Below are 21,322 nucleotides of genomic sequence, written 5' to 3' on the forward strand. Positions count from 1 at the left end.
TCGCCATGAAACCAGCCATGCTTGAACATGCGGCCTCCGCGCTTTCGAGCGCTGCTCCAGCCGAACCATCACGTAATCTGGCTCGTAATTGGAGAAACCGGGATGTCAGCAATTCGGCCTCGCGAATCGTCAACGGCCCTCCGGTTTCCCCAGGCGAACCTCTGGACCGGGTCACCCTAAGTTTTATGGAGCAGCGATTCGCTCACGACTTCAGCCACGTTCGCATCCATACAGACACGTTCGCAAGGAAATCGGCCGACGAGGTGGACGCCAGGGCATACACGGTGGGATCGGATGTCGTCTTTGGACGGGAGCAGTTTGCACCCAACACCGATGAAGGAAAGCACATCCTGGCTCATGAATTGGCACATGTAGTGCAACAATCCCGGGGGGGTATCGCCCCCCCGCTCGAACCGGGGAGTTCGCTAGAGGCCGCGGCGGATGCGGCTGCAGACCATGCGATCGCGAGCCGCGGACCCGTTCCGATTGCGGGGGCGTGCGGTGTCGGCCTAGCGCGCCTGCCCTGGAAAGATGTCCGCAAGCGGGTCTGGCCCGTGGCGGGTCTACTTGCCGGTAGCCTGGGTGAGAAGGCTGTGGACAAGGCCATTGCACAGGCCGAAGCGATAACTGGTGCCGACGTGCCGAAACCGGCAGAAGCATTGGTCGATCGGGGGCTGCAAACTCTGGACCGAATGTCTCCTGACCCGAAGCAGGCCCCACAGGCAGGTTCGTCTACTGCATCCGGAACGACGGCACAGGAAAACCCCGCACGGGAGGCACGAAAACACTCCGAGGGATCCTCCGAGGGTTCCTTCGCCCCGTCCGCCACCAAGCGGTCTGTGGATCCAGCCGACGACACTCCCGAGCTCAATCAGTTTTTCCGAGAACGCTGGCGGAAAGCCCAAGTCTTCCATGGCGTCAAGCTGATGTATGTTGCCGAACGAACCTTGACGCGCGCCGCAACGCAGGACCGCGTCGTCAACAAATCGAGTCGCTATTGGCTGGTCAGCCACGCTGACAAGGAAACAGGAGAAGTCTTTTACTACGCAGCCTTCAATCGCCAGGCGAACCGAAGCGAATACGCCATCGGACCGGCCGAATTGGACACCTTCCTTGCAAATGAAAAGTACCACGCAAATATCGCGGAGACCATTTACCCGAGTGGAGGAGGTGAGCTGAAGGGCTGGGAAGCCAGGGCTGGACAAGCCACCGACATGGCGATGGAGGGAGACTGGGGCGGCGCGTTGGGCGCAGTGGTTGACTCCAACGCGGGAGCATGGCAAGACCCCGAATTCATAGCGTCCAATGCTGCCAACCTTGGAGGTATCGCCGCGACGAAACCCGTGCCCAAACCGCCTTCGCGGATGATGCGATGGCTGCGCCCCAGGGCTGCGGGTGCTCTCTCCAGAGTCATGGTCGCAGTCGACAACAGCCTGCCGGTCCACACCGGGGGTGGCAGCTTGGCCAATGCGACGGCATTGGCCGCAGGAGAGATCAGACCGCAGCTATTGAACACCAGGCCGGCGATTCCGACCGGCGCAATCGCAAGCAGCGCCGAGGCTGGCGTCAGCACGGCTTCGAAAACAACGGGGCAAGCACCTACAACTCGGGTCAGGGCAAGCCAGGCGCTTGAAGGGGCGCTGAAAAAGGAAGTCACGCAGACCGCCGAGACCGCCGTAAAGAAAGAGGCTACGCAGACGACCAAGGGAGTGATCAAGGGCGACGAGGATGCTGCGGCCTCCACCAGCACTGCCATGAAGGACGGTGAGGAAGAAGCGCTTAAGGCGACGCCAAGGAATCCTGCCGCCAAGGATCTTGCAGCAGGTTCGCAAGTCCCGAAGCATTCCGAATCCGCCAGCAACCCGGCTGTCGAGCCCCTGCAATACGTCGGGGCATTGTCGAACGGAAATGTCGCAAACGACGTTGTCCCTCACCGCGAACCACAGGTGATGGCGGCCACAGGAACCGATAGCGCGGCGCCGATTACCTCTGAAGTCGTCGGTACACCCAGCATCGCCGGCGTCACTGACCCAATGGTTGCTTCCGGCAGCAAGATGACACCGAAAACGGCCGAGTATCTTCGCGTCAACAGGATCGCGAATCAGGCCGGCTACTTTGTAAGGGAAGCCAAGCCGTCTAAGGCCGATCTCAAGGCAATCGCAGCTTACTACCGCAAACCGACGCCTCAGCTCGGTGGAACTGCGGGTCACGCTGCGCGAGGGATGGCGCCGAAAGGTGCGGACGTAGTCTTCCTCGATACTGTGGGCGAACTGAAGATGCTTACCGTTGTGAAAGGCGAGAGCATCAATCAGGCGTTCGCGCAAGCCGCACGGTACGCGAAGAAACTCGGCAAGAAGAACGTCGTGGTCCGCGTCATGGATATGACGAACGGCATCATCTACGACTTTTTCCCGAAGTGAGGCCGAAGCGATTCGGGCTAAACAGGCGAAGGGTCCGCTCGCAACCGCGGTGTCATGGACGCGGCCTTCAGGATGGCCCTTAGGTGCAAGGCAAAACGGCTTCTGAAGGGCTTCACAAAGGCTAATGCGTATCTGTAAGCAGACCCGACACCAGTCACGATCATGATGAAAACTCAAATGAAGCTCAGCGTTAGTAAGCACTCGGTGCGAAGTCCTCTTCCACTTGCTGCCGATGGGCAAGCCGTGGGTTTCTGCCCTGTGCCGGGCGCTGGCTGAATAGGGTATCTAAACTATGAACGCCCGCATCAGTCCGCGCCTGCTCAAAGGCGGCATCGCGGTTTTCGACCCGCAACCGGGCCGGCCGCGCGTGATCACGCTGCAATGCAACCCGGACACTTCGTCGCGCACTTTGCAGGTGCAGGCGGTGGTGAGCGGCGGGCAGCCGTCGGCCCCCGACATAGGTTGCCATATGTCGACGTTAACGCGCGTCTCCCACTTGAGCCTGCAGCGTGCACGTCTCCACCACGCAAACGTCGGGGGGCATCGCGCATGAGCACTTTCAACGTGGGTGTCTCCAACCGCCTAGCGGTCACCGGATCGCCACTCAGCCCCAAGACCCTCAAAGCCGGCATCGTCCTGCTCGACCCCGTCTCGTTCACACCGAGCCGAGTCATCCTGCTGCAATACACCCCCGACCAGCTCACGCGCTCGCTGAAAGTTCAATCGGTCACCGGCGACACCGGCGACAAGACCGAGCCCTTGCGACTGAAGGGCCCGCCGGAAGAGAGCTTCAAGCTCGAAGCCGAGCTCGACGCCACCGATCAACTGGAGTTTCCAGAGCAAAACCACAACGCCGTGGCCTACGGCATCTTTCCCCAACTATCCGCCCTCGAATCGCTGATCACGCCCAGCGCCGATCAGATCCTGGCGACCGATTCCTTCCTCGCCATGGGCGCCGTCGAGATCGCGCCGATGGAGGCGCCGTTCGCGCTGTTCGTCTGGAGTGCGCAGCGTGTCGCGCCGGTGCGGGTGACGGAGTTTTCCATCACGGAAGAAGCCTTCGACGTCGATCTCAATCCCATCCGGGCCAAGGTGAGCCTGGGCCTGCGCGTGCTGTCGGTCAATGACATGGGCTACGCGCACCCAGGGGCGCGCTACTTCATGTCCTATCTCGGCAAGAAGGAGGCGCTGGCCAAGTTCGCCTTTGGCGCCGAAGTCAGTCAATCGATAGACCAACTCGGCGCGACGGGGCTCATATGATGGATCTCACCACGCTGGTACCCGGCTTGCAGGACGCTCGCGTCGAGGTCTACGACGAGTTCAGCCGCTACCGCGGCCTGCCCTTGCTGAGCTTCGTCGATGCCGCAGGCCGCGAGCATGTCTATGGGGGCCGCCGCATCGTGCCGCAGCCCGAGACCATGCCCGAGGTTGCACGCGTCACGGTGCGCGACGGCGACCGGCTCGACAACGTCGCCGCCGTGCAGTTCGGCGATGCGCGCTGGTGGTGGCGCATCGCCGATGCGAACCGCGCGCTCGCGCCCACGGCCCTCACCGGCCCGCAAGCGCTGGGCCGCGGCCTGCGCATCACCCTGCCCGAAGGCGTGCCGCTGCCGCGGCAAGGATGAGGCCTTGACCATGCTGCGTGGCATTCACCTGTCGTTGATGATGGGCACTCTGGGCCCGCTGTTGCCCGAGGCAGTGGAGCCTGGCGTGGCTGAAGCCCTGCTCTCGGCGCAGGTGACGCAGGCCACCGAGGGCAAGAGCGGCTTCTCGTTGTCGTTCGCGCTCGGCAAGGGGTCGGACATCCGCCGCAAGTTCGAGAACGGCTATTTCGACCCGCCCAAGCGCGTGGTGCTGGTCGCCACCGTGAACGGCGTGCCCAACATGCTGATCGACGGCGTGATCGTGAAGCACGAAGTTGCGGTGTCGAACGACCCTGGGCAGACGCGGCTCAACATCACCGGCGAAGACCTCACGCGGCTGATGGACCTGGTGGACCTCAGCTGGGTGCTCAAGTACCCGGCCATGCCGGCCGAGGCGCGGGTGGCCATCATCCTGGCCAAGTACCTGCCGCTGGGGATCAAGCCCTTGATCGTCCCCAGCGTGAACATCGACATACCGATGCCCACCAGCTACATCCCCAGCCACATGGGCACCGACTTGCAGTACGTGACGTACCTGGCCAAGTCGGTCGGCTACGTGTTCTACGTGGAGCCCGGCGATTTCTTGGGGCTGCCCATCCCATTGCCGGACCAGCCCACCCCGTTGCCGGGGCCGCCCACCTCGTTGCTGGGGTCGCCCTTCTCGATGCAGGGGCGGCCCATGCCATTTCCAGTGTCTTCTACCGCCTATTGGGGGCCGGAGATCAAGGTCGGCGCGCCGCAGCAAGCGCTGATCGTGAACAGCGATGCGGCCAGCAATGTGGATCAGCTGAGTTTTTCGTTTGACGGCTTCTCCAAGACAATATTTGCCTTTCTGCTGCATGTCGAGAAGCTGCCGATCAAGATTCCACTGCCGATCCCGATTCCCGACGTCAATCCGCTGTCGCCGCCGCTGGGCCCGCGCGTGCCCACGCCACTGCGCTTCGAGCCGCTCACCGGCATGGCGAAGTTTTCGCTTCCGCAATCGCTGATGGTGGGGATGGCAAAGGCAGCGCGTGCCGCGGAAGTGATCAGCGGCAGTGGCAGCCTCAACGTGATGCGCTACGGCCGCGTGCTCAAGGCGCGCCGGCTGGTCGAGGTGCGCGGTGCAGGGCTGCCGCACGACGGTCTGCACTACGTGCGCAGCGTCACGCACCAGATCAAGCCGGGCGAATACAAGCAGAACTTCACGCTCTCACGCAACGCGCTCGACCCATGGCCGAGCAATCTGAACGAGGCCTTGCAAAGGATCCCCACATGAGCCGCAGCACGATGGCCGACATGCACTTCGTCGAGGGCATGCGCAAGGACCAAGACGAAGGTGACTTCCCGGCCGGTGACAACGTCAAAGGCATGGCGCGCTACTACGGCAAGTACCGTGGCGTCGTGGTGGCCTCACTCGACCCTGAAGCGCGCGGACGCTTGCTTGTGCGCGTACCCGATGTGACTGGCCCCAACATCACCAATTGGGCACGGCCTTGCATGCCGTGGGGCGGCATGTCGATGGGCTCGTACATCGTGCCGCCGCCAGAGACCAACGTGTGGGTCGAATTCGAACAAGGAGATCCGAACAGTCCGATATGGGTTGGCTGCTTCTGGGGAACGGCTCTCGAAACGCCAGCGATGCCCAAACTCGTCGCGCCGGGGGCGCCGATCTTCGCGGTCGAATCATTTGCCAAACACGGCTTCGCCGTGACCGATATGCCGCTGCTGCCCTACCTGCCTTCGGGCGGCATTTTCATCGGCAATGCCGCGGCGGGCATAGCAATCGACATCACCGGCGTGCGCATCTTCGGTCCTGTCGTACATCTGGGCGCCATGCCCGGAGACATCGCCGGTGTCACCGCCGCCTTGCTGGTCAAGTAGCCGGAGGATCGCCATGCCGGGCTTCGTCGCCACCATCGCCAATCAGATCATGTGCTCGCACGGGGGGCAGGCCAAGCCCGCACCGTTACCGGTGCGTGTGTTCATCATGGGCGTTCCGGTGCTCACCTTGTCCAGCCCTTACGCAATTGCCGGCTGTGGGCTGACCGCAGCGGGCACGCCATGCCTTACCGGTATGTTCACCAGCGGCAGCACGCGCGTGTTGGCCTCCATCGGTGCCGCCATGGTGCCCTTGCTGGTGATTCCCAACATCGGCACCTGCGCGCCGCCCGGGCCGTTGATCCCAGTGCCAGCCGGCCAGCAGCGCGTGATCGCATCGTAGGCTCGCGATGAACATCGACTTCCCGTTTCGCATCGGCGCCGATGGCCGCACACGGGCTTCGCCCGAAGACGCCAAGCACGTGCGCGACATGATCGAGCTGCTGCTGTTCACGCAGCCCGGTGAGCGCGTGATGCGGCCCGACTTCGGCGCCGGCCTGTTGCAGTACGCCTTCGGGCCTAACCGGCCCGAGCTGGCAGCCACGCTGCAGGCCACGATCCAGGGTGCGCTGACACAGTGGCTGGGCGACCTGATCGAGCTGCGCGCGGTGCAGGTCGAGAGCGACGACGCCACGGTGCGTGCCACGGTGGTCTACGCGCTGCGCGCCAGCGGTGACGTGCGAAGCGACACCTTCACCCGGAGTTCTACGTGAACCGCCCGGGTTGCGCCACGGCCTCGACTGCTGTCTGCGGCGTCGACCGGCGCAGTGCGTTGGTATACGCGAGTGGCCGGCTTTGTGGGCTCGATGAGGTCGAAGTACTGGCCGACGGCGTGACGCTGCACGCGCGGCTGTTCGGCCATGTGCCTGAGGGCCTCACCGAGCACAACGTGCGCATCGAGGGGGGCGAGCGCATCCGCGGCATCGGGGTGCTGTCCGCGACCTTCGTCGCCGACGAAGACGGTGACATGTGCCTGCACGTCGTGGTGGACCGGCGCGGCGACTTCTCCACCTACTGCCTGTGCCTGGTAGAGCACGCGGAGGACATCATCACGCTCTGCGGCCACGACCCGCTGCCGCCGGAGCCGCTGGCGCGCCGCGCGCCGCCGGGGGTCGATCCACGCTACGCCTGCGTCGAGTTCAGTTTCCGCATCGACTGCCCAAGCCAGCTCGATTGCCGGCCGCAGCCCTGCCCGTCCGACCCGCAGCCGGCGCCGCCCGTCATCGACTACCTGGCACGCGACTTCCCGAGCTTCCGTGCGCTGCTGCTGGACCGGCTGGCCACCACCATGCCGCAGTGGCGCGAGCGGCATGTGCCCGACCTGGGGCTGACCCTGGTCGAACTGCTGGCCTACAAGGCCGACCAACTGAGCTACCAACTCGATGCGGTCGCCACCGAAGCCTACCTCGCCACGGCGCGCCGGCGCATCTCGGTGCGCCGCCATGCGCGCTTGGTGGACTACCGGTTGCACGAAGGATGCAATGCGCGCGCCTGGATCACATTGGATTCAGACCGCGACGTTCCCCTGGACCTGGCCGATCTCGTATTTGCCTGCCCACCCGCCGACACTGCAATCGCCGCGGGTGGTGTGATGGACTGGCCGGCCATGCAGGAGACCGCTGGCGCGACGCTGTACGAACCGATGGCGCTGGCCGGCACTTTTGTCGATGTGCCCGATGTCGGTGCCCCGGACGGGGCGCTTCGCAGCACGAAGCCGGTGATTCAGGTGCGCGCGGCGCACAGCACGATTCATTTCTACACCTGGCGATTCGAGTCGTGCTGCCTGCCGCAAGGCAGCACACGGGCCACGCTGCTTGACCAGCTCGATGCGGGCACGGCCGACGGAAAGCGCGTGCTGCAGCTGGCCGAGGGCAACTACCTGATCCTGGAAGAAACATGCGGCGCCGCCACCGGGTCACGGGCCGACGCGGATCGCAGCAAGCGGCACGTCGTGAAGCTCGTGCGGGTCGAGCCAACCACCGACCCGCTGGACGGGACACTGTTGTTGGAAGTGGAATGGGACCGCCGCGACGCGCTGCCGTTCGCGCTGTGCCTGTCGGCACGCACCGCCCCGCCTTCATGTAAGACCATCGAGGTGGCGGTGGCGCGCGGCAACGTGCTGCTGGTGGACCACGGTGCCCACCCGGACAAGGACGAAGACGGCTGGGTCGTCCAAGTCGAGCGGGAGACAGGCTGCTGCGAGTGCGACGGTATGGTGGCCGACACAGTCTCGGTAGCCGCAGCGCTGCGCTTTACGCTCGGGCGTAGCCAGGTCACCCATGCGGCGCTGCCGCCGCCTCGAGGGGCGCCGGCATCGCAGCTGTGCGTCCAGCATCCGCGGCAGGCCTTGCCACAGATTCATCTCGATCTGGGCACACCCGATCTACGCGATTCGCAGAAAGCGCACTGGCGGGGCAGCTATGCGTGGCGACCTGTCTTGGACCTGCTGTCCAGCAACGGCAACGACCCGGTCTTCGTGGCGGAGATCGACGACGACGGCATCGCCAACATTCGCTTTGGCGACGGCATCGGCGGCATGCAGCCGCAGGCCGGGTGGCGATTCCGCGCCCGGTATCGCGTCGGCAACGGGCAGCGCGGCAACGTCGGCGCAGATTCCATCGTGTGGGTGGCTCGACGCTCGGGCCCCATCACGGGCGTGTCGCTGAGCCCACGCAACCCGCTGGCAGCTTGCGGCGGCATCGACCCCGAACCGGTGGCCGACGCCAAGCTGTTCGCGCCCCACGCCTATGCGCGCCTGCTCGAGCGCGCGGTGCGCGCCGAGGACTACGCGCAGATTGCCATGGCCGACCCCCGCATGGCAGGCGCCAACGCCGAGCTGGCCTGGACCGGCGCATGGTACGAAGCCACCGTAGCGCTGGACGCCTATGCCGCAGCCGAAAACGACACCGAGCTGGCCGACACCACGCTGGAGCGCCTGCTCGGCGTGCGCCGCATCGGGCACGACGTGCGCATCGTGCCGGCACGGCGCGTGCCACTGCGTGTTGAGCTCGATCTGTGCGTGGCCCCCGGCCATGCCCGGGCCGACGTGGTGCGTGCGGCGCTGGATGTCTTGTCCAACCGCAGCCTGCCGAACGGCGACCTCGGGCTGTTCCATGCCGACCGAATCGTCTTCGGCGAGGACATGGCCGGGTCGCGCGTCGTTGCCGCCGTGCAGCGCGTGACCGGCGTCGCGCACGTGGAACTCCGTGCGTTCGCACGCGCCGATGCCGACGGCGATCTCGCCCGCAAGAGTCTCGCCGACGGCCTGGTCGCCATCGCGGCAGACGAGATCGCGCAGCTCGACAACGATCCGGACTTCCCGGAACGCGGCGTTCTGAAATTGACGACCAGAGGTGGGCGATGAGCAGCGACGATCGCTCCTGCGGATGCTTGTCGGGTTGCAGTTGCCACGGTGGCTGCAACGGCAACTGCGCCTGCGCCGGCGCATGTGCGCGGGCCATTTCGCTCGGGGCTCCGCGCCCGCGCCCCGGTCTCGCGGCGCTGAATGTACGCATCGGCGACTACGGCCGCTTTGTGGGCGCAGCCACGCAAGCGCTGTCTTCACCCGCCGCACCCGCGCTCCAGGCCTTGGGCACGCGCGATCCGTCGGACCCGGTGATGGCCTTCATCGACGCGTGGGCGGTGGCTGCTGACGTGCTGACCTTCTACCGCGAGCGGCTGACCAATGAAGGCTACCTGCGCTGCGCACGCGACGAGCGTTCGCTGCGCTGGCTGGCGGGTGAAGTGGGCTACAAGCCGCGCCCCGGGGTGGCAGCCTCTGCCTGGCTCGCCTACATGATGGACGCCCATGCCGCGCCCGTGCAGATCGGCGTCGGTGCCAAAGCACAGACCTCGCCCCACGGCGACGAGCAAATGCAGACGTTCGAGACGCTCGAAGCGCTCAACGCACGTGCCGAGTGGAGCGCGATGTCGCCGCGGCAGACGCGCATGCCGAAGATCACCCTTGCCGATGCGTTGAGCCGCGACAGTGTCAAGCTGGCCGGCACGTCGACATCGGCGCGTCCTGGCGAGCGGCTGATGTTCGTCTTCGGCTACGAGCACGCGCAGCAGGTGGTGCGCGAAATTGCTGAAGCGAAGCTCGATGTGCAACGGGGCTGGGTCGATGTGTCGCTGGTCCCGAAATTGTCAGTTGTCCAGGCAACGGAACTTCATGAAGTTTCCAAGAAGTTGACCGATCTCGCGGATCCGGACCTACCTCCGTCCAATGACAAGACTTTCAGTGCGCTGCAGTTGTTCTTCCTCACCTCGTTCTTCCTGGGTGGGACTGCTTCCGATGCACTGGCGCTGAGCACCGGCTTGAAGGATCGCATCGAGAAGAATCGCATCGAGAGGCCGGCGGATAGGACCGAGCAGTTGGTCGATTTGTGCGTCAAGGTACTCCAAGCCATCGCCAAGCCAATACCGGGCAAGCCAGTCCCCGGAGCGATGGAAGACATCGATGCCGTACTTGCCCAAGTCGGGACTCCAGCGTCCACGCCGCCGCGGTCCGCTGGGCATTTGAAGCTGTCCACCTTGGCGGGCCTCGCCAGCACGGGCTCCAAGCGCGGCGCCTTGCTCAAGCAGGTATCCCCACGACTCGACGATCGTCTCTATCAGGCCTGGCGCTCCGTGCCGGCACAGACGGTGGAACCGGAGTCGGCACCCCAGGCCTTCATTCTTCGTGCGGTCACCAGCCCCTACGGTGCCGCCGCGCCAAAGAGAGAGTTCAAGGAACCGTTCCACGACTGGGACATCGCGGCGCCCGACACGCACATTGGCGCGGCCCACCTCGACAACGTGTTCTCGAACATCGCGCCAGGTAGCCTCGCTCTGGTCGACGTGCCGATTTCCGCGCTGCCGAAGAGTGAATTGGGCGACGTGGCTCGGCTGACGCGCCTCGCCCGAATCACGTCAACTCAGATCGTCGGCCGCAGCGATTACTTGACGAACGCCCGAGTCACTCGGCTCGACATGGTGGACGCCAAGACCGGCGAGCCCCTCCAGGTCGTCGAAGTGCAAAAGCTACCCCGTATCGCGACGACCATCGAGAACCTTCGCAAGACCGTCTATACCGTGCAGAGCGAGGCGGTGACCTTGGCGGAAGAGCCGATCAACAATAGCGATGTCTCGGGGGCGATCATCGACATGGACAGCCTGCTGGACGGCATCGATGTGGGCCGCTGGATCATCGTCCACGGCGAGCGCACCGACATTGCCATCAAGCGGCCGGCCTCGCCGGATGTCATCCTGCCCGGCATCGTCGACGGCGAGTTGGCCCTGGTCGCGGGTGTCGACCAACAACCGTATCCCGAGTCATCGGGCGACGCGTTGCACACCGTGTTGAGGCTGGCGACCCCGCTGGCCTACACCTACCGGCGCAGCACGGTGAAGGTCTATGGCAATGTCGTCAAGGCCTCGCACGGCGAGACGGGCTCGGAGGCCATCGGCTCCGGCAGTGCCACCGCCCGACTGCAGCGGTTCGCGCTGCGGCGGGCGCCGCTGACCTTTGTTCCCGCGGTGACGACGAGCGGTGTGCAAGGTACGCAGCAGCTCCGTGTCAACAACGTGCAATGGCTCGAAGTGGATTCGCTGCTTGATGCCGAGGCCACGGAGCGTGTCTACGAGATGGCGATCAACGAAGCCGGCATGGCCAGCTACACCTTCGGCGACGACATTCACGGCGCGCGGCTGCCGACCGGGCAGGGCAACGTGCGGGTCGCGTACCGCGCCGGGATCGGCGCGGCAGGCAATGCCCGCGCCGGCCAGATCAGCCAGGCTGTGACGCGGCCGCTGGGCGTCAACAGCGTCACCAATCCGCTGGCCGCATCCGGCGGCGCCGATCGTGATGGCAGCGAACGCATTCGCGCCAACGTGCCGCTGGCCGCGCTCTCTCTGTCGCCGTTGTCGCGTCTGGTCAGTGTGGCCGACTATGCCATCTTCGCGCGGCGCTACGCCGGCGTGGGCCAGGCCGTGGCGCGCAAGCTGGCCGATGGCGCGTTCGAGTGCGTTCACGTCACGCTCGCCGGCGTCGATGATGCACCGCTGCGATCGGACGACGATCTGGTGACGAGCCTGCGCGCGGCCTACGAGGCGTTCGGCGACCCGGCGCTGCCGGTCGTCGTCGACATCCGCGAGCTGGTTGCTCTGTTCATCGAGGCTCGGTTTGCCGCCGTGCCCGGCCACGATTGGGATACGGTCAAGCTTGCGATACAAGGTCGTTTGCACGAGTTGTTCTCGTTCGACCGCCGCCAACTCGGGCAGAGCATCTACCTGTCGGAGGTGGTCGGTGCGATCCAGTCGGTCACGGGTGTGGACTGGGTTGACGTCGATTTGTTGGGTGGCCTCTCGGAGGTCGATCTGCGCAACAAGGATGCACTGGCCGGGGCCGTGATGAGCATGCAGACCCAGATCTCGCCCGGGCCGGTGCAATCGGTGGTGCGGGTTCGTGCGGCCATGCCTGTCGCCGATGCACCGGCCGACCTGTCGAAGCGGGCCGGTACGACGCGGTTCCTGCCCGCCCAACTCGCGTTCCTGCCGCGCGGTGTCCCCGGCACGCTGGTTCTCAATCGAGCCTGATCGAGGTGATCGCCATGCAAGCCCCACGCGAATCCCTGTACAGCCTGCTGCCGGCGGTCATTCGGCAACGCGACCAGAACGCTGAGAAGGCACTGGAGCAGCTGCTCGCCATCATCGACGAGCAAGCGGTGCAGATTGAGCGCGACTTCGAACGCATGTACGACAACTGGTTCATCGAGACCTGCGACGACTGGGTCGTGCCGTACATCGGCGATCTGCTGGGCTACGAACTGCCGCCGGGCGTGCTCGCGTCAGGCGCGGGCTCGGCGGCGCTCGAGCGGGTGCTGGCGCCGCGGCGAGAAGTCGGCAATCTCATTGCGCAGCGCAGGCGCAAGGGCACGGCGGTGGTGTTGGAGGCGCTTGCGCGCGACATCGCGAACTGGCCGGCGCGCGCCGTTGAGTATTACCAGCGCCTGGTCGTGGCGCAGCACCTTGACCACCTGCGGCCGGAGCGGGCCGCGACGATCGACCTGCGCGGCCAGAGCGCATTGCTGCGCGCGGACTCTCCCTTCGACGCGTCGTGCGCCATCGTCGACGTGCGCCGCATCGGCAGCGCCCAATCGCGCGGCCGGTTCAACATCACCAACGTTGGGCTGCATGTATACCGGCTACGACGCTACCCGGTCACGCGAACGGAGGCCTATTGCCGCGAGGACCAGGGCCTGCACTGCTACACCTTCTCGGTTCTGGGCAACGACGCGCCGCTGTTTCGGCTGCCGCAACCGGCAGCCGAAACAGCGCAGCCGACCGGCCTGCAACAGGTGCCCCTGCCGATCGGGCGGTTCGAGCTGGAAGCGGACGATACGCTTGTGCACGCTGACCCCCGGCTCTTTGGCATCGACGGCAGCCTGAGCCTGAGCGTGCCCGACTGGCCAAAGAAGGGCGCGGGCGGCCACATCGCCGCAGCGGCAATCATCCCCGCCGACCTCTCGCGCTGGTCGTGCGCGGTTCCGAAGGGCCGCATCGCCGTTGACCCGGTGCTCGGCCGCATCATGTTTCCCTCCAGGCAAGCGCCCGGCAGCGGCGTCATCGTGAGCTACGGCTATGGCTTTGCGATGGACCTCGGCGGCGGTGAGTATCAACGAGCGTTGCCACCAATGCCTGCGGCCCTCGAGCTGGCCGTGACACGAGCGGACGACATGACACCCTCGCCCGGCGAGTTCGCCACCATCGCGCAGGCTGTCTCCGACTGGCAAAGCCGGCGCGCCCTGCCGGCGGACAAACGCGCAGCACCAGCGCTCCTGGTCGAGCTGGTGGACAGCGGCGTGTACCGAGGCAGCCTCCATCTGGCCTTGCAGCCAGGCGAATCGGTCTGGATCGTTTCTGCTTCGGGCAAGCGCCCGGTGCTGTGGCTCGGCGACTTCAGGGCAGGCGGCGCGGATGCGATCTCGGTGCGCGGGTTGCGGGGAAGCCGCTTCACGCTGGACGGTGTGCTGGTGGCGGGCCGCGGCATCAACATCTCGCCGCTGCCGAGCGACGACCCGCAGAGCACAGCGCCGGCCGATGACGACCTGTGCCAGGTGCTGATTCGGCACAGCACCTTGGTTCCCGGCTGGGGCTTGCAGCACGACTGCGAACCGCAGCGCCCGAGCGAGCCGAGCATCGTGCTCAACGGATCGCGCACTTGCCTGCGCATCGAGCACAGCATCGTCGGCGCGATCCGCGTCATGTCGGACGGCGCCGGACCCGAGCGAGCGCGGGTCGCCATCGAGGACAGCATCGTCGACGCCACCTCCGTCTCGCGTATCGCCATCGGAGGGCCTGGCGGCGAGGGGGCCGCAGCCGATCTCTGCGTCGCGCGCAGCACCCTGGTGGGCGAGACGCTGGTGCATGCCATCACCCGCGCCGATAACTCGCTCTTCGTCGGGCACGTGAGCGTAGCGCGCCGACAGGTGGGTTGCATGCGCTACTGCTACGTGCCACAGGGCTCGCGCACGCCGCGCCGCCACCGCTGTCAACCAGAAACGGCTATCGCAGCCGTCGACGAGCAGCTCGCATCGGACGCCACCCTAGACCGCTCTGCCCTGCGAGCGGACACACTGCTGCGCGCGCAGCCAAGCTTCACGTCAACGCGCTACGGCACGCCCGACTACCTGCGACTGCACGCCCGCTGCGCCGTCGAGATCTGGCAGGGCGCAGATGATGCCTCCGAGATGGGCGTCTACCACGACCTCTTCGAACCGCAACGCATCGCCGTGTTGGAAGCAAGGCTTGCGGATGCGGTCCCCGCTGGCGTCGATGCGTCAGTGCTACTCGAAACCTAGGGAGTCACCATGAGCGGAGATTTTTCGCGCGATACGTCGCGTGCCGCGCAGCTGGCCCGCTACACGCGCGTGCTATTGCAGCAAGGTCGTCCGCTGCTGGATGCGGAATTCAACGAACAGAGTGCCATCCACCACGATCTTCTGCGCACGTTCATCGCGGACATGGTGGGCAGTGGCTGGCGGCCGGCGGAGGAGAGCTTCCGCATCATCATGCCCGGTGCCCCCGCCAAATCCACGAACTTCAAGATCACGAAGGGCCACTTCTACGTCGACGGCATTCTGTGCGACAACCCGGTCGATTGCACGTACGTCGATCAGCCATTTCGGCCAAAGCCGGTGCCGGCGCTTGTTGCCACGGGCAACTTCGTCGCGTACATCGAATGCTGGGAGCGGCACCTGTGCGCCGTGCAGCAGCCTGCGTTGCGTGAGATCGCGTTGGGCGGCCCAGACACAGCGTCCAGAGCGCAGATCGTCTGGCAGGTTCGTGTCGCGACCGCCAAGTGGGTCGAGGACCAGCTGGCGCAACTGAATGCGGCCCTAGACGTCCGCATCAATGCCGAGGTGAACAAGGACGAAAAAAAATCATTGACGAGTCTGAAAGGCGCCTTGAATGAGAAGACGGAAGCCCTTTCGAAACTGATTGGTAAAAAGCTATCGAAGACCGACGACGACGACGTAAGCACGGCGTCGGAGGCGTGGTTCGAAGCACTGGCAGCGGCGCCACCGCGCTTACGCGCCATGGCCAAGCGCGATGCATCAGACAACGAGGCCTGTTCCATCTCACCCGACTCGATCTACCGGGGTCGAGAGAATCAGCTGTACCGCGTCGAGATCCACGAAGGCGGCACGCTCGCCGGCGACGTCAAGCCCACCTTCAAGTGGTCCCGCGAGAACGGGTCCGTGCTGTTCGCTGTACAGAGTGGAAAGAGCATCGCCGTCGCAGCGCCCGATGGTGGCGGTGTTGTTGTCACGCTCACCATTCCACTCGAGACCCTTGGCCACGACCGCCGCACTGGCCTTTGCGTGGGTGACTGGGTCGAGGTGACCAGTGAGTCTTTCGAGCTTGAAGCGCTCGCGCCGCCGCTGGGGCAGGTCAAGCGTATCGACCGAACACGTCGGAGCGTAGAAGTCGAGATGGTCAAAGTAAAGCGCACCTTCGACTTCGACACCTGCACACTGCTGCGCCGCTGGGACCAAACGGAACACCTCGACGCCAATGGCACCGTTGTGGTGGCCGAAGTTAACGGGACGAACGCATGGACGCCCCTGGAACGCGGGGTACAGATCCAGTTCCAGCCCGGCGGCGTGTACCGTACCGGGGACTACTGGCTGATCCCGGCCCGGGTCGCGAGCGGCGACGTGCTGTGGCCACAAGTTGCCGACGTGCCGTCGTTCGTAGCACCCGACGGGATCACGCGGCACCGGGCCGCCATTGGCCATGGAAGCTGAGCGACCTGCGGCCGTGATCGCCATTGCCCGGAACTCGAACGGCGTCTTCTTCCTTTTAGGAAAGTTTGATACAAGACACAGAGAAAGCCCCGCTCACTCCCATGCCCTTCCCCATCACCATCACGCGCAGCGTTTCGTCCGCGCCACGATTCACCCGCTTCGCCGCCGCAACGTTCATCGCGATCGCATCCTGGAGCGCCGCAGCGGCCCCCGGTGCAAGTGACGCGCCGGTCACGCCCGCCGTTGGCGTGCGCACCGTCGCGGCAACCCCAACGGCCCCGGCGATGGTGCTCTGGTACCCCACCCGCACGGCCGAAGTGCCGTTCACGCTGGGCACCACGCGCATCACCGGCGCCCGCGACGCGCCCCCCACGGCAGGTCCGTACCCCTTGGTGGTCTTCTCGCACGGCTCGGGGGGCACGCACCTGAGCCATTGGAAAACCGCGCACCACCTCGCCGCCCACGGCCACCTGGTCGCCACGTTGCTGCATGCCGGGGACAACGCCATGGACCCGGGCGGAAGTTCTTCGCTTGAAGTCTGGCAGTCGAGACCCATCGAATGGCGGTCCGGACTGGACGCGGTGCTGGCATCTCCTTTGGGCCCGTTGGTGGATCGCAACCGGATCGCCGCGGCCGGTTTTTCAGCGGGTGGCTACACCGCGCTGGCCGTCGGGGGTGCGCGGCCCTCGTCCCGAGCCTTGGCCACGTACTGCACACACCACCGCAGCGGGGACGTGATGTGTCCGCCTGCGGCCATGCCCCTCTGGGGCAGGATCGCCGGGTGGTTCGGCGAGCCGGCCGAACAACTCGGGGACACACGCGACCACCGTGTCCGGGCCGTCGTGGCCGTGGCCCCGGTTGGCTCGGCGCTGTTTCCGGCCGAAGGACTGAAGTCGCTCGACCTGCCGACGCTGCTCATCAAGGCCAGCAATGACACCACACTCCCCTACCCGAACGACGCGAGATACGTCTGGGAGGTGGTGCGCCCCCGCGCGGAGTATATCGAACTGCCGGGCCGTCACGAGGCCTTCCTGTCGCGACCGTCCGCACCGGAAGAACCCGGCATGCTGGCAGCAAGCAACCAGGCCATCACCGAGTTCCTGGAGCGCACCTGGCGGGACTCTTCAAGGCATTGAGAGCCGATCCGCTCCGCCTTCCCGGCTAAGATGGCTCCCATGCGACTCACCCTGATTGCCGCCGTCGGCCGCAACCTTGAAATCGGCCGCGGCAACGACCTGATCTGGCGCACCCGCGAAGACCAGCTCCATTTCAAGCACACCACGATGGGCCACCCCGTCGTGATGGGCCGCAAGACGTGGGACTCGCTGCCGGAACGCTTCCGCCCGCTGCCGGGCCGGCGCAACATCGTCGTGTCCCGCTCGCCGGGGTGGGCCGGTACCGGTGCGGAACACGCGGCCTCGCTCGACGCCGCCCTCGCGCTGGCCGGTGACGCGCCGCAGGTGTTCGTGATGGGCGGTGCGCAGCTGTATGCCCTGGCCCTGCCACGTGCTGACGAGCTGGTACTCACCGAGGTGGATGCCGAGTTCGAGGCCGATGCGTTTTTCCCGGCGTGGGACCGGTCGGCATTCGACGAGGTTTCCCGCGAAACCCACACCGATCCCGACGGCCGGCCCTACGCGTTCGTCACGTACCGGCGCAAGCCCGGCGTCACCGCCGCGGCATGAGGCGCGCCCATGAGCGAACGTGCCGCGCTCGGTGACCTGCTGAATGGGAGCACCCTCCCGGAGTGGCCACGTGTGGCCGAGGCCATGACCGTGCGCCAGGTGATGGCGGGCGCCACCGTGTTCCGGCAGGACGAGGTGCAGCCGCACGTGTACGGCGTGCGCCACGGCCTGGTCAAGCTCTGCTACCTCGACCTGCACGGCAACGAATGGATCAAGTCCTTCGTGGGCGAGGGTGGTTTTTTTGCGAGCCTGGTGGCACTGGCCCCCGGGGGCCGCACGAGTTTCATGGCCGTGGCGCTGGAAGATTCGACGCTCGAGCGCGTGGACCACGCGTTGCTGGACGACCTCGCCAGCCGCCACCTCGCCTGGTCACGCGCACTGCACGCGCTGATGATGGCCCATTCGATCCGCAAGGAACAACGCGAGCGCGAACTGCTGACCTTGTCGGCCGAGGCGCGCTACAGGGCCTTCCTGGAAACACACCCCGACCTCGCGATGCGCATTCCACAGAAGGACCTGGCCCGGCACCTGGGCGTGACACCCGTGGGCCTGAACCGCATCGTGCGGCGGGTGCGCGAAACGGGCGGCTGACGCCGGCCCGCCCGAACGAACCGATCACACGGGCCGAGGCACCCGCGCCAGCAGCGGCGCGAGCCAGTGCGGGCGCCAGGCGAGCGTGAAGGCCACCAACAGGGCCCCGCCCGCCAAGGCCATCACCCACACCAGCGCGGCCATCGACGCGTGGTCGGCACCCAGGCACAACCACAGCGACACCGCCAGGCTCACCGCGCCCAGCACGCGCAGCCGCGTCACGGTGCCCGCTGGCCGAGGGCTATCGCCGAACACCTGCGACCAGTGCACGTCCATCGCCAGGGCGAGCCAGCCCAGGCCGGCCACGCTGGCGGCCAGCGCGGCAACGAGCTTCAGGATCTCATGCACGGGCGGCCTCCGTTCCCGAGGACACCACCGCGGCGGACGCCACCGGCTCGCGCTGCTTCAACTTGCGCACGGCCAGCACGGCCAGCGCGGCGCCCGCCAGCATCACCAGGTCGACACCGGCCACGGGCCAGTACCCCGCGCCGATGGTGCGCACCAGGTGGTCGCCGGTGGTGGCCCAGTTCAGCAGCACCGCCAGCACGGCCAGCGCCGCGACGGCCCAGCACTGCTCGCGCCATGCCGGCGCCACACGCGCCTGTGCCACGGGTGCGGTGCGCCACAGGCCATGCGCGAAGGCCATCACCCAGGTGCCCCAGAAGATGTATTGCTCCCAGTCGCCACGTGCCGGCAGGTTGTCGGGCAGCAGGCGGTTGCCGATCATCATGCCCAGCGTGGCGATGAGGGTGCCCGTCACCGTGGACACGGCGAACCCGTCGACCCAGCGCGAGGCGCTCACACCTTGCCTGGCATGCTGGCGCTTGCGCTTTTCCACGTAGAAGATGAACCCGGTGGCGATGCACACGCAGCCGGCCATGCCCCCCATGAAGTAGAACCAGCGCAGCAGCCAGTGGCGGAAGTGCTGCAGGTGCAGCCCCGTGAGGAAATCGTTGATGCCCGCCACCACCGTGGCCGGCGGGTCCATGTGGATCACGTCGCCGGTGGCGGCCTTGAAGTGAATGCCCTCCCCCATGACCGTGACGCGGTCGGTGCCGGCACGGTACACGCTCACGTAGGCGTTGGTGTCACCCGGGTGCTGCACGGCAACGAAACCCACCTCCCCCGCCATGCCCTTGGCGGCCCAGCGCCGTTGCGCCTCCGCCACCATGGCATCCACCGACACCAGCGTGCCGGCCACCCCGGCGGGTTTGGCCGGCAGGCCCAGGGCCTTGGCCTCCTGCACCTCGTGCAGTTCGTGGAGCGGCTCCAGTTGGCTGTGCGTGACGGGGAAGTAGATGCCGCCGAAGATCACGAGCCCGGACAGCGCGAAGATGAAGTGGAACGGCAGCGCCACGACCCCGGTGAGGTTGTGCAGGTCGAGCGTGCTGCGCTGGGTGTGCTTGCGCGGCCGGAACGTGAAGATCTCGCGAAAGATCTTGCGGTGCATCACCACGCCGCTGACCAGCGCCACGAGCATGACGAGCGCTGCAAAACCCACCACCCAGTAGCCGAGGTTCAACCACTCGAGGTGCAGGCTGTAGTGCATCGGGTAGAAGAACCGGCTGCCCACCTTGAGGCGGTCGTCGGGCAGGCTGGCGCCCGAACGCGGATCGATCGTGCGGATGCCGAACACCGCGTCGTCCGGGTTCTTCGCGTTCGGCAGGCCGAACTCGACGAACATGTCGAGCACGGGGTCGCGGTGGGTGGTGTACGCGCCCCAACGGCGCATGGGCAGTTGTTCGGGCAGCACGCCGTTGACACGGCCGCGCGCGTCTTCGAGTGCGGCGCGGTCGGGTTTCATGCCCTGGAACACCGGCAGCAGCATCTTGTCGAACGACGGCATGGGCTGGGGCGCGAACCGCGTCTCGGGAATCGCCCAGCGGTCGATCTCGCGGTCGAACACGGACAGCGATCCGAAGAAGAACACCACCACCAGCACGAACCCGAGCACCAGGCCGAACCACGTATGCAACCAGGCCATCGTCAGCCGGAAGTTCTGGAACACGGGAGAGACTCCTTCAGCGAACGGGTCAGAGCAGCGCGCGCTGCACGAGAGAGGCGGCACCCGCCATGAGCACCCCGCCCCCCGCCAGCACCAGCCACACGCGGGTGACACTGCCCGCGGCAAATGCCCAGCAGAACATGGTGAGGAACACGAGGAACCCGACGATGTAGCTCAGCGCCTCGGCATCGTGGAATGGCATGCCCGCGGCAAACAGCACGCCCATGCCGAGGGCGATGAACCCCCACGTGAAGGCATAACCCCCGAAGACCCCGGCCGCGATGCGGGAGGCCACCTGGAGGCGGGAGACGGCACGGGTAGACATGGGCGATCAGGTGCAAATAAGAGGCATTCTCAATTATGCACACATCGGTGCCGGCAGCCAACTCCGTTGCCGGTCGAGGGTCATGGCGCGGGGTTCAACCTGGCGGCACCCGCACGCGGCAGCGCTCACCCACCGGCCCGGACTGCGCGAGCCCCCACCCGGTCAAGGCCGCATCGAGCTGGCGCACGCGGGCCGGATCGTCCGCGAGCCAGCCGACCAGGCGTTCGGCATTCTCGTGGCAGGGGCAATGGTGCAAGGCGTCGAAGAGCAGCCGGCCGGTGCCGCCACGGTGTGCCGCGAGCGGCGCCCGCCCCTGCAGCGCCGCGCCGGACAACGCCCACAGCGTCAGCGCCGCATCGAACGACACGGTGTGCGACGGATGCTGCCGCAACCACTGCGCCAGGGCCATGACACGCGCCGGGCTCGGCTCGTCCCGCAGGGCGAGGTACAAGGTCCAGGCGGCCCCGGAGGTTGCAGGCCGCACCTGCGAACCCACCGCCATCG

General features: G+C 66.2%; 19 protein-coding genes. 15 read left to right on the forward strand and 4 right to left on the reverse strand.

From position 1 onward, the window contains the following. The first annotated feature begins 5 nt into the window (after window positions 1-5). From ASC87_RS30540 to ASC87_RS03820, 15 genes are all read left to right on the forward strand, one after another. On the forward strand, window positions 6-2,420 hold the full coding sequence (locus ASC87_RS30540) for a DUF4157 domain-containing protein (RefSeq protein WP_082568363.1): 2,415 nt from the start codon (window positions 6-8) through the stop codon (window positions 2,418-2,420). A 292-nt stretch (window positions 2,421-2,712) separates the two neighbouring features. Further along, on the forward strand, window positions 2,713-2,973 hold the full coding sequence (locus tag ASC87_RS31560) for a hypothetical protein (RefSeq protein ID WP_157603828.1): 261 nt from the start codon (window positions 2,713-2,715) through the stop codon (window positions 2,971-2,973). Further along, window positions 2,970-3,680 (forward strand): hypothetical protein, encoded by a 711-nt coding sequence (locus tag ASC87_RS32390; protein WP_056656877.1) that lies wholly within the window; start codon window positions 2,970-2,972, stop codon window positions 3,678-3,680. The genes ASC87_RS31560 and ASC87_RS32390 overlap by 4 nt, the downstream gene beginning before the upstream one ends. After that, window positions 3,677-4,045, forward strand: a complete 369-nt coding sequence (locus ASC87_RS03765) for a hypothetical protein (RefSeq protein ID WP_056656880.1) — start codon at window positions 3,677-3,679, stop codon at window positions 4,043-4,045. The genes ASC87_RS32390 and ASC87_RS03765 overlap by 4 nt, the downstream gene beginning before the upstream one ends. Window positions 4,046-4,049: 4 nt before the next feature. Further along, window positions 4,050-5,321 (forward strand): hypothetical protein, encoded by a 1,272-nt coding sequence (locus ASC87_RS03770; protein ID WP_200954298.1) that lies wholly within the window; start codon window positions 4,050-4,052, stop codon window positions 5,319-5,321. Then, complete coding sequence (locus ASC87_RS03775; protein ID WP_056656883.1) at window positions 5,318-5,926, forward strand: phage baseplate assembly protein V; 609 nt, start codon at window positions 5,318-5,320, stop codon at window positions 5,924-5,926. The genes ASC87_RS03770 and ASC87_RS03775 overlap by 4 nt, the downstream gene beginning before the upstream one ends. A 13-nt stretch (window positions 5,927-5,939) precedes the next feature. After that, complete coding sequence (locus ASC87_RS03780; RefSeq protein ID WP_056656886.1) at window positions 5,940-6,266, forward strand: hypothetical protein; 327 nt, start codon at window positions 5,940-5,942, stop codon at window positions 6,264-6,266. Between the two features lie 7 nt (window positions 6,267-6,273). Then, window positions 6,274-6,636 carry a GPW/gp25 family protein gene (locus ASC87_RS03785; RefSeq protein WP_056656889.1) on the forward strand — a complete coding sequence of 121 codons (363 nt, stop codon included), beginning with the start codon at window positions 6,274-6,276 and terminating at the stop codon, window positions 6,634-6,636. Then, complete coding sequence (locus ASC87_RS03790; protein WP_157603829.1) at window positions 6,633-9,287, forward strand: putative baseplate assembly protein; 2,655 nt, start codon at window positions 6,633-6,635, stop codon at window positions 9,285-9,287. Before ASC87_RS03785 ends, ASC87_RS03790 begins: the two co-directional genes overlap by 4 nt. Then, window positions 9,284-12,499 carry a putative baseplate assembly protein gene (locus ASC87_RS03795; RefSeq protein WP_082568364.1) on the forward strand — a complete coding sequence of 1,072 codons (3,216 nt, stop codon included), beginning with the start codon at window positions 9,284-9,286 and terminating at the stop codon, window positions 12,497-12,499. The genes ASC87_RS03790 and ASC87_RS03795 overlap by 4 nt, the downstream gene beginning before the upstream one ends. Before the next feature lie 14 nt (window positions 12,500-12,513). Continuing rightward, complete coding sequence (locus ASC87_RS03800; RefSeq protein WP_082568374.1) at window positions 12,514-14,763, forward strand: hypothetical protein; 2,250 nt, start codon at window positions 12,514-12,516, stop codon at window positions 14,761-14,763. A 9-nt stretch (window positions 14,764-14,772) separates the two neighbouring features. Beyond that, window positions 14,773-16,212, forward strand: a complete 1,440-nt coding sequence (locus ASC87_RS03805) for a DUF6519 domain-containing protein (protein ID WP_056656902.1) — start codon at window positions 14,773-14,775, stop codon at window positions 16,210-16,212. 101 nt (window positions 16,213-16,313) lie between these two features. After that, window positions 16,314-17,348: a hypothetical protein gene (locus tag ASC87_RS03810; protein ID WP_056656905.1), complete on the forward strand. Its 1,035-nt coding sequence runs from the start codon at window positions 16,314-16,316 to the stop codon at window positions 17,346-17,348. Between the two features lie 39 nt (window positions 17,349-17,387). Continuing rightward, entirely contained in the window at window positions 17,388-17,897 is a 510-nt protein-coding gene (locus tag ASC87_RS03815; RefSeq protein WP_056656985.1) for a dihydrofolate reductase, read from the forward strand. A 9-nt stretch (window positions 17,898-17,906) separates the two neighbouring features. Beyond that, window positions 17,907-18,488 (forward strand): Crp/Fnr family transcriptional regulator, encoded by a 582-nt coding sequence (locus ASC87_RS03820; protein ID WP_056656908.1) that lies wholly within the window; start codon window positions 17,907-17,909, stop codon window positions 18,486-18,488. Between the two features lie 24 nt (window positions 18,489-18,512). Here the strand turns inward: ASC87_RS03820 and ASC87_RS03825 are convergent, their stop codons facing one another. From ASC87_RS03825 to ASC87_RS32665, 4 genes are all read right to left on the reverse strand, one after another. Next, a complete protein-coding gene (locus tag ASC87_RS03825) occupies window positions 18,513-18,836 on the reverse strand; it encodes a DUF3325 domain-containing protein (protein WP_056656911.1) in 324 nt (107 codons plus the stop codon). After that, window positions 18,829-20,496: a PepSY domain-containing protein gene (locus ASC87_RS03830; RefSeq protein WP_056656914.1), complete on the reverse strand. Its 1,668-nt coding sequence runs from the start codon at window positions 20,494-20,496 to the stop codon at window positions 18,829-18,831. The genes ASC87_RS03825 and ASC87_RS03830 overlap by 8 nt, the downstream gene beginning before the upstream one ends. 25 nt (window positions 20,497-20,521) lie before the next feature. After that, window positions 20,522-20,818 (reverse strand): hypothetical protein, encoded by a 297-nt coding sequence (locus ASC87_RS03835; protein WP_056656917.1) that lies wholly within the window; start codon window positions 20,816-20,818, stop codon window positions 20,522-20,524. A gap of 94 nt (window positions 20,819-20,912) precedes the next feature. After that, window positions 20,913-21,320, reverse strand: coding sequence for a hypothetical protein (locus ASC87_RS32665; RefSeq protein WP_200954299.1), 408 nt, complete (start codon window positions 21,318-21,320; stop codon window positions 20,913-20,915). Between the last annotated feature and the right edge of the window lie 2 nt (window positions 21,321-21,322).

The sequence above is a fragment of the Rhizobacter sp. Root1221 genome, from assembly GCF_001425785.1.
Taxonomy (GTDB): domain Bacteria; phylum Pseudomonadota; class Gammaproteobacteria; order Burkholderiales; family Burkholderiaceae_C; genus Rhizobacter.